The organism is Pseudomonas frederiksbergensis, from assembly GCF_003732705.1.
Classification (GTDB): domain Bacteria; phylum Pseudomonadota; class Gammaproteobacteria; order Pseudomonadales; family Pseudomonadaceae; genus Aquipseudomonas; species Aquipseudomonas frederiksbergensis_F.
In genome coordinates this window covers 31,451-45,613 of sequence record NZ_MOBR01000020.1, presented here as the reverse complement: position 1 = coordinate 45,613, position 14,163 = coordinate 31,451, and the positions used below count along the sequence as shown (strand labels likewise).

Here is a 14,163-nt window from a genome sequence, read left to right as displayed (position 1 = left end):
CCAGGCGATCCTCGGGATACGCCGGGTCCAGCGGCACATAAGCACCACCAGCCTTGAGAATCGCCAACAGGCCAACGATCATTTCCACGCTGCGCTCGACGGCAATGCCCACCAGTCGATCCGGGCCGACGCCGGCTTCGATCAGTTTGTGCGCGAGCCGGTTGGCGCGGGCGTCCAGTTGCGCATAGGTCAAACAATCGCCGCCGACAATCAACGCCACCGCATCCGGCGTCTGTTCCGCCTGAGCAGCAATGCGCTGCTGCACGCACGGTGCTTGCGCGGCGTGCTCGACCACACGGTGCCAATCCTGCAACAGCACGGTTTGCTCGCCGTCGTCGAGCAACGGCAATTCGCCGATGCGCTGCGAACAATCGTCGACAATGCCTTGCAGCAAATTTTGCCAATGCCGCGCCAGACGTTCGATGGTCGCCGGTTTGAACAAATCCGTGGCGTAGGTCAGCTCAGCCGACACGCCGTCGCTGGATTCGTAGGTCCCCAGGGTCAGGTCGAATTGCGCGGTGCGCCCTTCCCAAACGATGCTTTCGACGCTCAGTTGCGGCAGTTGCACCCGGCTCTGTTGCTGGGTCTGGTCATTCAGCGCCTGGTGGTTGTACATCACCTGGAACACCGGGCTGTGGCTCAGGCTGCGTTCCGGTTGCAGCGCTTCGATCAGTTGTTCGAACGGCAAGTCCTGATGCGCCTGGGCCGCCATCGCCGATTGCTTGACCTGGGCCAGCAATTGATTGAACGGCAACTGCCCGTGCACCTGGGCATTGAGTACCTGGGTGTTGACGAAGAAGCCGATCAGGCCTTCGGTTTCCACCCGGTTGCGGTTGGCCACGGGCACGCCGACGCGGATGTCAGCCTGGCCGCTGTAGCGATGCAACAAAGCCTGGAACGAGGCCAGCAACACCATGAACAGGCTGGCGCCTTCGCGCTGGGCCAGTTGCTTGAGCGAGGTGGCCAGGGCGGTGGGCAGGTTCAGGTCCAGGCGCGCACCGCGAAAGCTTTGCAGGGCCGGGCGCGGATGATCGACGGGCAGCTCCAGCACGGTTTGCTCACCGCCCAGGGTGGCGGTCCAGTAAGCCAGTTGCCGCTCACGTTCCCCGGCTTCGAGCCAATGCCGCTGCCAGATCGCGTAGTCGGCGTATTGCACGGTCAGCTCAGGCAAGGTCAAGGGCTGGCCGGACGTCTGGGCGACATAGTGCTGAATCAATTCCTTGACCATCACTTGCATCGACCAGCCATCGGAGATGATGTGGTGCTGAATCAATGCCAGGACGTGATCGTCATCAGCGACCTTGAGCAGCGACACCCGCAGCAGCGGCCCGTGCTGTAAATCGAAGGGCCGGTGAGTTTCCTGCTCGACAAACCCCTTGATGCGCTCGTCCAGCAGCGCCGGGGCCAGGTCGCCGTCGAGGGCTTGAACGTCGATGCTGATCGGCATCTGTCCGTGGATCACCTGGACGGTTTTTTCGTCCTGCTCAATGAACGTCGTGCGCAGGCTGTCATGGCGCTGCACCAGCGCATTGAAGCTGCGCTCCAGCGCCGGCACATCCAGTGCACCCTTGAGGCGCAAGGCGTTGGGGATGTGATAGGCGGTGCTGTGGGGGTCCATCTGCCAGAGGAACCACTGGCGTTCCTGGGCGTAGGACAACGGGATCGATTCAAACCCGGACTTGACCTCCGGAATCGGCAAGTTCGCCGGGGAGACGCCCTCTTCGAGCATCTTCTCCAGGTACAACTTACGCTTGTCCAGCGGCAGAGTGATAAAGCGCTTGGCAATCCTCAAAGCAACACTCTTGTCCATTAGACTTCCTCCATTTCGTCAAGCAGGCTTTCCAGCTTGTTCAGTTTCTGTTCGTTGATAGCCCCGCCGTCGGTGTCGAGTTGCGCGACGAAATCCCTGAGGACGGGGTACTGGAATAGCAATTGCGGGGTCAGGGTCAGGCCCAGTTCGAGGGCGACCCGCGAGACCACGTTGACGGCCAGCAGCGAGTGGCCGCCGAGCTCGAAGAAGTGGTCGTTCAAACCGATGCGCTCAACGGTCAACACGTGCTGCCAAATGGCGGCGACTTGCTGCTCAAGCTCGCTGCCCGGCGCGACATAACTGGCCTGCAACTGGCTCGCGTCCACCGTCGGCAACGCCTTGCGGTCGAGCTTGCCGTTAGGGGTCAGTGGCAGCTGTTCGATGAACAGCAGATGCGCCGGGACCATGTAGTCCGGCAGGCTGGCCTTGAGCCCGGCCTTGAGTTCATCGCGCAATTGACGCTGAGCGTCAGCCGCATTCAGGTCCAGTGACGACGCGACCACATAAGCCACCAGTTGTTGACCACCCTGGGCTTCCTGGGCCAGTACCGCCACCTCACGCACCTGGGGTTGTTGCAGCAAGCGCGCTTCGATTTCACTCAGCTCGATGCGGAAACCACGGATCTTCACTTGATGGTCGATACGGCCGCGGTATTCGAGCACGCCGTCGGCCTGATAGCGGCACAAGTCGCCGGTGCGGTACAGGCGTTCGCCCGTGCTGGAGAACGGGTTCGGCACGTACTTCTCGGCGGTCATGCCGGGACGCGCCAGGTAACCGCGAGTGATGCCGGCGCCGGCCAGGTACAGCTCGGCCGACACACCGACCGGCACCGGTTGCAGATCGGCATCCAGCACGTAACTGGCGGTGTGTTTCAGCGCTCGGCCGATGTTCGCTTTGCCGCCCGCCTCGCGCCGGGTCCAGGTGGAATAGGTGGTGTCTTCCGACGGGCCGTACAGGTCGAAAACATGCTCGACCGTCGCTAGCCCGTAGAGCGCCTCCACCAATGCTTGCTTGAGGGGTTCACCGGCGAGGTTGATGATGCGCACGCTCGGCGGAATCTGATCGGCGCCCAGCAGTGCATTGATCGCCGACGGCACCGTGTTGATCAAGCGCACCTGATCCCGGGCCGGCAATTGCGCCAGCTCCAAGGCGTTACGAGCGATGATCAGCGAGCCGCCATTGGCCAGGGTGACAAACAGCTCCCACACCGACAGGTCGAAACACACCGATGTCGAGGCCAGCACCCCTTGGATGTCGTCGCGGCTGTAGACCGACTGCGACCAGTCGATCAGCGCCAGCACGTTGCGATGGGCAATGGACACGCCTTTGGGTTTGCCGGTGGAACCGGAGGTGTAGATCACGTAGGCCAGGTTGTCCGGCGTGACGCGGGTGACCGGCGCCGTGTGCGGATAAGCCGCCAGTTGCGCTTCGACCTGATCCATCCACAGCACTGGGGTGCCGGCATTCACCGACAGCGTGGCGGCAATGGCTTGTTCGGTCAGCAGCACGAGGGCACGACTGTCTTCAAGCATGTAGGCCACGCGCTCGGCCGGGTAATCCGGGTCCAGCGGCACGTAGGCGCCACCGGCCTTGAGCACCGCCAGCAATGCGACCAACAGACTGTCGGAGCGCTGCATCGCCACGCCGACCCGCACTTCCGGGCCGACGCCCAATTCGATCAGCTTGTGAGCCAGGCGATTGGCTCGGACGTCGAGTTCGGTGTAGGTCAGTTGCTGGTTGGCGAAGGTCACCGCCAATGCGTGGGGTTGCGCCGCCACGTGTTGATCGATCAACTGGTGAATGCACAGGTCCTGGGCGAACGCTTCGTCAACCGGGTTCCAGTCCACCAGCACTTGCTGTTGTTCAGTTTCGTCCAGCAACACCAGATCACCGAGGCAACGTTCTGGCGCGGTCATCTGGCTCAGCAGATGTTGCAAATGCGCCGCCAATTGCTCGATGGTCGCCTGGGCAAAACTGCCGCGCTGATAGCTCATGTGCACCGACAATTGACGGTCCAGGCTCACCAGCAGCGTCAACGGGTAGTTGGTCTGTTCGTGGTTGGCCACCGCGCCAAAGCGCAGTCCCTGCGGTGCGCCCTGTTCCAATGCCTGGGAAATCGGGTAGTTCTCGAACACCATGATGCTGTCGAACAGGGCTTCGCCGCCCTGCCCAGCCCAACGCTGGATATCGAACAACGCGGTGTGTTCAAACTCGCGCAGCGCCAGGTTCTGCGCCTGCACCGCTTGCAACCAACTGCCAAGGGATTGCTGCGCCTGTGGGCTGGCGATCACCGGCAAGGTGTTGATGAACAGACCGATCTGTTGCTCGACACCCGGCAGATCGGCAGGACGCCCGGCCACAGTCGCGCCAAACGCCACGGTGGCTTTGCCGGTATAGCGTTGCAGCAACAGCAGCCACGCCGCTTGCACCAGGGTGTTAACCGTGACTTTCGAGGCCCGGGCAAACTCGCTCAGACGCGAGGTCTGTTCGGCGTCCAGCACCTGGAAGTGATCGGCATAACCCTGCGCGTCGGCGTCCGCTGGCCGGGCCATGGCTTGGGCCAGGCGAGTCGGCTCGTCGAGGTTGCGCAGCGCCGGCAGCCAGAAGGCTTCGCTGGCGGCGGCGTCCTGGCGTTGCAGCCAGTCGATGTAATCGCGATAACGCCCGCCGTGTGTGGCCTGGAATTGACCGCTGTAGCGTTGCAGCACTTCGCCGAGCAACTGCGAGTTGCTCCAGCCGTCCATCAGGATGTGATGGTTGGTGTAGATCAGGTGATGACGGTTATCGTCGACCCGCGCAATCACCAGGCGCAACAAGGTCGATGCGCTCAGGTCCAGGCGCTGGCGCTCGATATCGGCGAGGGCCTGCAATGCGTGTTCAAGCTGCGGCTCGGCGCGCAGGTCATGCAGGCTGTAAGGCATCTGCACGTGCTTGCTGACCACTTGCACCGGCGCGTCCAGTTCACCCTGCCAGACGAAACGGGTGCGCAGAATGTCATGGGCCTCCACCGCCGCTTGCCAGGCCTGATGGAAACGCTCGGGGTCCAGCCCTTCAACGTCCAGGCGCATCTGGTTGATGTAATCGCCGGTGGCTGCTTCGTACACCGCGTGGAACAGCATGCCCTGCTGCATCGGCGACAACGGATAAAGGTCTTCGATCAACTGCGGCGCCAATGGCAAAGCGTCCAGTTGCGCCTGGCTCAAGCGCGCCAGCGGGAAGTCCGACGGCGTGACGCCGTGTTGCCCGGCCTCGCAGCAATGGGCGATCAGCGCTTGCAGTTCCAGCGCGTAATCGTCAGCCAGTTGTTGGATGGTGGCCTCGTTGAACATCTCGCGGCTGAAGGTCCAGCCCAGGTTCAGTTCACCGCCGTAGACCTGACCGTTGAGGGCCAAGTGGTTGGCCAGTGGCGCCCCGGCGTCCAGTTCATCGCCGGCCGCTTCACTGGACGGCACGAACAGCGCGCCGTCGGCTTCGGTGAAGCTGCCGTCGAACTGCCCCAGGTAGTTGAACGTCAGGCGCGGGGCCGGCAATTGGCCCAGCGCAGCACGTGCGGCGTCGTCGCCCAAATGCGCCAACGCACCAAAACCGATGCCTTTGTTCGGGATGCCGCGCAGTTGTTCCTTGATCTGTTTCAGCGAGCCACCGAGGTCGGCAGTCGGCGTCAGTTTGGCCGGATACAGGCTGGTGAACCAGCCCACGGTGCGGGTCAGGTCAACGCCGTCGAACAGCTCTTCGCGGCCATGGCCTTCGAGTTGGATCAACGTGCTGTCGGCCCCGGTCCAGCGCACCATGACGCGGGCCAGTGCGGTCAGCAGCAGGTCGTTGACCTGAGTGCGGTAGGCCGCCGGGGCGTCTTGCAGCAGTTGACGGGTCAGCGCCTTGTTCAGTTGCGTGCGCACGGTCAGCGCATGGCGGTTTTGCTGCCCGCCTTCAGGGTTATCCCACGGCAACGCCACGTCGGCGCCTTGCAACTGGTGTTGCCAATACGCCAGTTCCTGTTGCAACGCAGCACTGCGGGCATAGGTTTGCAAGTGTTCGGCCCAAGCCTTGGCGGCACTGGTCTTGGCCGGCAATTGCAGCGGTTCGCCCGCCGACAATTGGCGATACGCGGTTTGCAGATCGTCAAACAGAATCCGCCACGACACCCCGTCCACCACCAGGTGATGGATCGCCAGCAACAAGCGCTGGCTGCCGTCGTCGAGGTTGGCCAGCACCGCGCGCACCAGCGGCCCGTCTTGCAGGTTCAGGCTGCGTTGCGCTTTGTTGGCCACGGCTTCCAGGCCTTTGGCGTCGGCGACATCCACGGCCCAGACAATCCCTTCGGCCTGTTCATTGATGGCGCGGTACTGCGCCTGCCAGCCATCGGCTTGCTCAATAAAACTCAAGCGCAAGCCATCGTGATGAGCAATCAACGCGCCCAACGCCTGCTCAAGCACAGCGGCGTCGAGGGCTTGCGTTGGTTTGAGCATCACCGCCTGATTCCAGTGCTGACGCTCAGGGATGGCCTGGGCGAAGAACACTTGCTGCACCGGCAACAACGCCAGTTTGCCGGTGACCGGGCCCTGATCGATGAGTTGGATCTGCTCACCCAAGCGCGCCACCGAGGCCAAGGCCTGGATGGTCTGGTGTTGGAACAAGTCTTTGGGCGTGAAGCGAATCCCGGCCTGACGAGCGCGGCTGACCACCTGGATCGAGATGATCGAATCACCGCCCAGCTCGAAGAAGTTATCGCTGAGGCCAACCTGATCGAGCTTGAGCACGTCCTGCCAGATCGTCGCCAGTTGCTGCTCCAGCGCGCTTTGCGGCGCCACGTAGGCTTGCTGCAATTGACTGACATCGGGCTTGGGCAGGTTCTTGCGATCGAGTTTGCCGTTCGGCGTCAGTGGCAGACGCTCAAGCAGCAACAGATAAGCTGGCACCATGTGCGCCGGCAAGGCGACTTTCAGTTGCTCGCGCAAGCTCTCGGCAAAATCAACCCGCGCCGCATTCAGTGCATCGGCCACCACGTAGGCCACCAGACGCTTGCCGCTGCCGGCGGTGCCTTCCTGGGCGACCACCACGGCTTCGCGCACGCCCTCGAGGGCTTGCAGGCGGGCTTCGATTTCGCCGAGTTCGATACGGAAACCGCGGATCTTCACCTGGTTATCGATGCGATCCAGGTAATCGAACGTGCCGTCGGCGCGCTGGCGCACCAGGTCGCCGGTGCGGTACAGCAAGCCACCGATATTGCTGAACAGATCCGCGACAAAGCGCTCGGCGGTCAGGCCCGGACGGTTCAGGTAACCCCGGGCCAGACCGGTGCCACCCAGGTACAACTCACCGGCCATGCCTTGGGGCAGCAGGTTCAGGTCGGCGTCGAGCACGTAGGCGCTGCGGTCACCGATGCGGCTGCCGATGGGCGCGTAGGCAGCGCCGCACGGCACTTCGCGCCCGGCCTTCCAGATCAGCGGCGTGACCACGGTTTCGGTGGGGCCGTAGCCGTTGATGATGTAGTCCGGATCGAGGGCGCGCTTGACCCGTTCGAAACTCGCGGCCGGCACCGCATCGCCACCAAAGCAGTAGATGCGCACCTTCGGCGGATGACCTTCGCGCTCGGCGTGTTCGGCCAGTTGTTGCAGGTACACCGGCGGGAACGCGACGACGGAGACGCCGTGGTCGCGCATGGCGTTGTAGGTCTGTTCCGGGGTCCACAGGCTGTCATCGCGGATCAGCAGCGACGCGCCGTGGGTTAGGCTGGTCAGCCAGCGCTCATGGGCACCGTCGAAGGCAAACGACATGAAGTGGAATTCGCAGTCGCTGTCGCGCATTTCATAGCGCTCGCCAATCGCCTGGCAATGCATCGCCAACGGGCCGTGGGCCACGCTCACCCCTTTGGGGTTACCGGTGGAGCCGGAGGTGTAGATCACGTACGCGAGGTTCTGCGGATCGAGTTGCACCTGCGGCGCATCGAGTGGCTGGCCACTGAGGTCGAGGCGGTCGAGTTCCAGCACCTGAGTCGCTTCGTCGAGGGGCAATTGTGCCGAGACACGAGAGTCGGTCAGCAACAACGCCAGCCCGGAATCCTGGATCAGATACGCCAGGCGTTCCCGTGGATAGCTGGTGTCCAGCGGCACATAGGTGCCACCGGCCTTGAGCACCGCCAGCAGAGCGACGATCACCCCTTCACTGCGCGGCAACGCCACGCCGACCCGGGTTTCCGGGCCGACACCGCGAGCGATCAGTGCATGGGCCAGTTGATTGGCGCGGCGGTCGATGTCGCCATAGCTGAAACGCTGGCCGGCAAAAATCACCGCCGTGCGCTCCGGGCCCTGGGCCGCCCATTGAGCGATGCGCCGATGCACGGCGACATCCACCGGGTACGGTTGCGGCTGGTTGTTGGCCAGTTGCAGCGCCAGTTCCTGCGGACTGGCCAGGGCGATTTCGCCGAGGTTGCGTTCGGCGGACTCGGCAAACTGCTCGAGCAATTGCAGCAACTGCGTACTGATGCGTTCGATCACATCGGCGGCGAAATGCGCGCGCTCGAAGCTGTAATGCAACGCCAGCGTCTCGCCGAGGGTCACGGCAACGCTCAACGCATAGTGGGTTTGTTCAAGGCTGGTGACTTCACCGAACACCACGCCTTGTTCCGCGCCTTGTTGCAGCGCCTGGGCAATCGGGTAGTTCTCGAACACCAGAATGTTGTCGAACAACGCCTCGCCGCCCTGCCCGGCCCAACGCTGAATATCCGCCAGTGGCGTGTGTTCGAATTCCCGCAGGCTGAGGTTTTGCGCCTGCACGGTTTGCAGCCAGGCACCGACGCTCTGGTCCGGGCGCGGTGTGCCGATGACGGGCAAGGTATTGATGAACAGGCCGACTTGTTGCTCGATGCCCGGCAAGTCCGCCGGACGCCCGGCGACCGTGGCGCCGAAGGCCACCGTTTCGTGACCGGTATAGCGCTGCAGCAACAGCAGCCACGCCGCTTGCACCAGGGTGTTGAGCGTCACTTTCTGCTGACGGGCAAACGCCTCCAGCCCTTGAGTGCGAGTGGCTTGCACGGTCTGGAAATGATCGCCGTGTCCGCTCTGGGCTTCATTGCCCGACACCACACGCGCCAACCGGGTCGGCTCTTGCAGAGACGCCAATTGCTCGCCCCAGAAGTCCTCGCTCAGTTGCCCGTCCTGACGTTGCAGCCAGCCGATGTAATCGCGATAACGCCCGGCAGCCGCCAGCGGCGCCCGACCACGATAACGCTGCAAGACTTCGCCCAGCAGCTGCGAGTTGCTCCAGCCATCCATCAGAATGTGGTGATGGGTGTAAATCAGGTGCCATTGATCGGCGGCGGTGTGCACCAGCACCAGACGCAGCAACGGCGCCTGGGTCAAGTCGAAACCTTGTTGGCGCTCGGCGTCGGCCAGGCCGTCGAGGGCGGCGGCGTCATCGCCACGGGCGCGCCAGTCCAGCACGCTGAACGGCAACTGCACCTGTTTGTGGACGATTTGCAGCGGCTGCTCAAGCTCACCCTGCCAGACAAAACCGCTGCGCAGAATGTCCTGGGCATCGACGGTGGCTTGCCACGCGGCGCGGAAACGCTCGGGATCAATGCCCCGGACGTCGACCCGCAACTGATTGATGTACTCGCCGGCCGCTTGCTCGTAGAGGGTGTGGAACAACAAGCCCTGCTGCATCGGCGACAGTGGATACAGGTCGTCGAGTAGCCCGACGGCCACGGGCAATGCATCCAGTTGCGCCTGGGTGATGTGTGCCAGCGGGAAGTCTGACGGCGTGGCCTGTGGTGTTTCCAGTGCAGCGCAATGCTCGATCAGCGTTCGGAGTTCGGCGCCGTAGCTGTCGACCAATTGCTGGATGGTCGCCGCGTCAAACATCTCGTGGCTGAAGCCCCAGCTCATGGACAACTCGCCGCCGTAGACCTGCCCTTCGACGGTCAGCCAGTTGGCCAACGGTGCCGAAGGATCCTGAGCCACGCCACTGCGTTCGGTGGACGGTACAAACAGCGCCGATTCGTCGAACTGACGATCGAACTGCCCCAGGTAGTTAAAGGTGATCCGTGGCGGCGCCAGGGCCGCGAGCTGCTCGCGCTGCGCCGGTTCGCCGAGGTAGCGCAACACGCCATAACCCAGGCCCTTGCCCGGGACCGCGCGCAGTTGTTCCTTGACCGTTTTGATCGAGTCCGCCAGCGTTGCCGCCGGTTGCAGGCTGACCGGGAACAGGCTGGTGAACCAACCCACGGTGCGGGTCAGGTCGAGTTCATCGAACAGGTCTTCGCGACCGTGGCCTTCGAGCTGAATCAACGCCGCTGGCTGGCCGCTCCAACGGCAGATGACCCGCGCCAGAGCAGTGAGCAGCAAATCGTTGACCTGGGTGCGGTAAGCCGCCGGAGCGCGTTGCAGCAACTGGCGGGTCAATTCGCTGTCGAGACGCCATTCGATTTTTTGCCCGAAGCGATTGTCCAGGCGACCGTCGGGACGATCACACGGCAATGCCTGTGCGCTGGTTTGCTGCTGCCAGTAAGCCAGTTCTTCGCTCAGCACTGGCGCATGTTGCTGAAGACCCTCGGCCCAGGCTTGATAAGCGCTGGTCTTGCTCGGCAGGACAATCGCACCGCCGCTTTCCAGTTGCGTGTAAGCCTGCTGCAAATCCTCCAGCAACACCCGCCACGACACGCCATCCACTGCCAGGTGATGGATCACCAGCAACAGACGCTGGGTGCCATCGGCCAAGGTCACCAACATCGCCCGCAACAGCGGACCGTCCTGCAAATCAAGGCTGCGCTGGGCCTCATCGCACAGGGTGGCCAGGGCTTCAGCGCTGTCGGCCTGGCGTTGCCACAACCCGGACTCGCTGACTTCGCCGGCATAACGTTGCTGCCAGCCTTGCGCACCGTCGACAAAGCGCAAACGCAAGGCATCGTGATGATTAATCAACCGCACCAGCGCACTTTCAAGCCATTGGGCTTGCAGTGTCTCCCGGGGCGCCAGCAGCAATGACTGGTTCCAGTGCCCGCGCTCGGCCATCGGTTGTTCGAAGAAATAATGCTGCACCGGCGTCAGCAGCACGGCACCGCTGGCCGGGCCTTGATCGACGCGGGTCAGGTGATCGACCGTCGCCACCAGCGCCAGGCTGCGCACGGTTTGATACTGGAACAGATCTCGCGGACTGAGGCGGATCCCGGCCTGTCGGGCACGACTGACCACCTGGATCGAAATGATCGAATCACCGCCCAGTTCGAAGAAGTTGTCTTCCAGGCCAATGCGCTCGACACCGAGCACGTCCTGCCAGATCGCCGCGAGGGCTTTTTGCAATTTGTCCTGGGGTTCGACGAAGGCTTGCTGCACGGCAGCTTCCGGCTCGGGCAAGGCTTTGCGGTCGAGTTTGCCGTTGGCGGTCACCGGCAATTTGGCCAGTGGCATCAGGTACGTCGGCACCATGTATTCCGGCAAACTGCCGAGCAACCAGGCCTTGAGGGTTTGTTGCCATTGCGCGTCAGGCTCGGCGCTTTCCAGTACCAGATAGCCAACCAGATGTTTGCCGCCCGGCACCAGCACCACCGCTTCACGCACCAGCGGGTGTTGCATCAGACGGGTTTCGATCTCGCCCAACTCGATGCGCAAGCCGCGCAGTTTGACTTGATGATCGAGACGTCCCAGGTATTCGATGACCCCGTCCGCACGCTGGCGAACCCGGTCACCGGTGCGGTACAGGCGCGCGCCGTCATGGAACGGGCACGGCACGAAACGCTCGGCGGTCAGCCCCGGACGACGGTGGTAGCTGCGCGCCAGACCGGCGCCACCGAGGTACAACTCACCCGCGACGCCCGCCGGCACCGGCAGCAATTGTGCGTCGAGCACATGGGTGCGCAGGTTGGCAATCGGCTGGCCAATCGGCACGCTGTCGGCGCCTTCATCGACACAGGTCCAGTGGGTGACGTCGATGGCAGCTTCGGTCGGGCCGTACAAGTTGTACAAACCGGCCTTCGGCAATTTGCTGAACACTTGCAACTGCCCATCCAGCGGCAGCGCTTCACCACTGCAGACAATGCGCTTGAGGCTGGTGCAGACCTCGACGCCCGGCTCATGAATGAACGCCTGGAGCATCGACGGTACAAAATGCAACGTGCTGATCTGATGACGGCCGATGGTCTCGATCAAGCGCGCCGGCTCGCGGTGCTCACCCGGTGCGGCCACCACCAGACGGGCGCCGGTCATCAGCGGCCAGAAAAATTCCCAGACCGACACGTCAAAGCTGAACGGGGTTTTCTGCAACACCCCGTCGCTGCCATCGAGGCCGTACGCCCGCTGCATCCAGCACAAACGGTTGACCAGCGCGGCATGGCTGTTGCCGGCACCTTTGGGTTTACCGGTGGAACCGGAGGTGTAGATCACGTAGGCCAGGTTCAGGCTGTGCATCACCACGGGCACGCGGGCAGCGCTGTAGCTATCCAGCCAATCGGTCGGCTGGTCGAGGGTGATCACGGTCACACCCTCGGTCGGCAGGCGCTGCACCAGGGCGCTTTGGGTCAACAACAGCGCAATCGCGCTGTCTTCGATCATGTAGGCCAGGCGTTCCTGCGGGTATTCCGGGTCCAGCGGCACATAGGCGCCACCGGCCTTGAGAATCGCCAGCAGCCCGACGACCATTTCAATCGACCGCTCAACAGCGATCCCCACCAGCACATCCGGGCCAACGCCGTGTTCGCGCAGCAGTTGAGCCAGTTGATTGGCCCGGGCGTCCAGCTGCCCGTAGCTCAGCGTCACATCGCCGAACACCAGCGCGACGTTGTCTGGCGTGCGCGAAGCCTGGGCTTCGATCAACTGATGGATGCACTGTTCGGTCGGATAGGTTTGCGCGGTGCGGTTCCAGTCGTGCACCAGCGTCTGGTGTTCGCTGGCGTCCAGCAGCGGCAGCTCACCGATACGCTGGGTGACATCGCCGACCATGGCTTGCAACAGACGCGTCCAGTGTCGGGCCATGCGTTCGATGGTCGCGGCGTCGAACAGGTCGCTGGCGTAGGTCAACGCGGCGTGCAGCTTGCCGGCTTTTTCATAGGTATCCAGGGTCAGGTCGAATTGGGTGGTGCGCCCTTCCCAGTCGATCATGCCCAGTTCCAGGCCCGAGGCCGTGGTCACCGTGGTGATATCAGCGACGTGGGGCTGGTGGTTGTACATCACCTGGAACAACGGCGTGTGGCTGAGGCTGCGTTCCAGCTTCAAGGCTTCCACCAAGCGCTCGAACGGCAGGTCCTGATGGGCCTGGGCACCGAGGGCGGTTTCCTTGATGCCGGCGAGCAGATCGACCACCCGGGTCTGGCCATCGAGCTGGGTGCGCAGCACTTGGGTGTTGACGAAGAAACCGATCAGGCCTTCGATTTCGCCACGGTTGCGGTTGGCGATCGGCACACCGACGCGGATGTCGGTCTGCCCGGTATAGCGATGCAGCAACGCGTTGAAGGCTCCCAGCAGCAACATGAATAACGTGATGTTGTGCTTCTGCGCCGTCGCGCGCAGTTGCTCGGCCAATTGCCCGTCCACCGCGAATTCATGGCGCGTGCCACGATAGCTCGGCATCGCCGGGCGAGGGTGATCGATGGGCAGCTCCAGCACCGGATGCTCGTCGCCCAACTGCGCTTGCCAGTATTCCAGCTGACGCGCCTGCTCCCCCGCTTCCAGCCAGCGGCGCTGCCACAAGGCGTAGTCGCTGTACTGGATCGGCAACGGCGCGAGTTGCGGTTGAGCGCCCGCATCATGGGCGTCATAGCAACGGATGAACTCGTCGATCAACACGTTCATCGACCAGCCATCGGAGACGATGTGGTGCAGGGTCAGCAGCAACACGTGTTCCTGCTCCGCAAGCTTGAGCAACTTGACCCGCAGCAGCGGACCGACCGCCAGGTCGAACGGCAGCAACGATTGTTGCTCGGCAGCCTGGGCGACCGCGTGCTCACGCTCGGCCACCGACAACGCGCTGAAGTCGACCTGCTCGATCACCAGCGGCGCACTGGCCGGCACTTGTTGCAGGCGGTCGTCCGGCTGACGCTGGAACACCGTGCGCAGGGTTTCATGACGCGCCACCAGACTGGCAAACGCCTGATCCAGCGCCGCCAGGTTCAACTGGCCGGTCAGGCGCACCGCACCGGGCAAGTTGTAGGCGCCGCTGTGCGGGTCCAGTTGCCACAGGAACCACATGCGTTGCTGGGCGTAGGACAGTGCTTGCCGGTCTTGGGCCTCAACCCCTTGCGGGATCGGGAAACGGGCGAAATCCACGCCCTCCTTGTGCAAGGCCGCGAGGAACATCTGGCGCTTTTCCAGGGGCAACCCGATAAACCGGCGAGCAAGTTTCAAGGAGTCTTCAGCATTCAT

Annotated in this window: 2 protein-coding genes (1 of these 2 running past the window's edge); both read right to left on the bottom strand. The window is 63.2% G+C overall.

Annotated elements, in window-relative coordinates:
* Nucleotides 1-1,810: the beginning of a non-ribosomal peptide synthase/polyketide synthase gene (locus tag BK667_RS21610; protein WP_123598830.1), read on the bottom strand. 11,726 nt of this gene lie to the left of the window's left edge; the window shows 1,810 of its 13,536 coding nt (coding positions 1-1,810); it begins with the start codon at nt 1,808-1,810; its stop codon lies beyond the left edge, outside the window.
* Entirely contained in the window at nt 1,810-14,163 is a 12,354-nt protein-coding gene (locus BK667_RS21605; RefSeq protein WP_123598829.1) for a non-ribosomal peptide synthase/polyketide synthase, read from the bottom strand. The genes BK667_RS21610 and BK667_RS21605 overlap by 1 nt, the downstream gene beginning before the upstream one ends.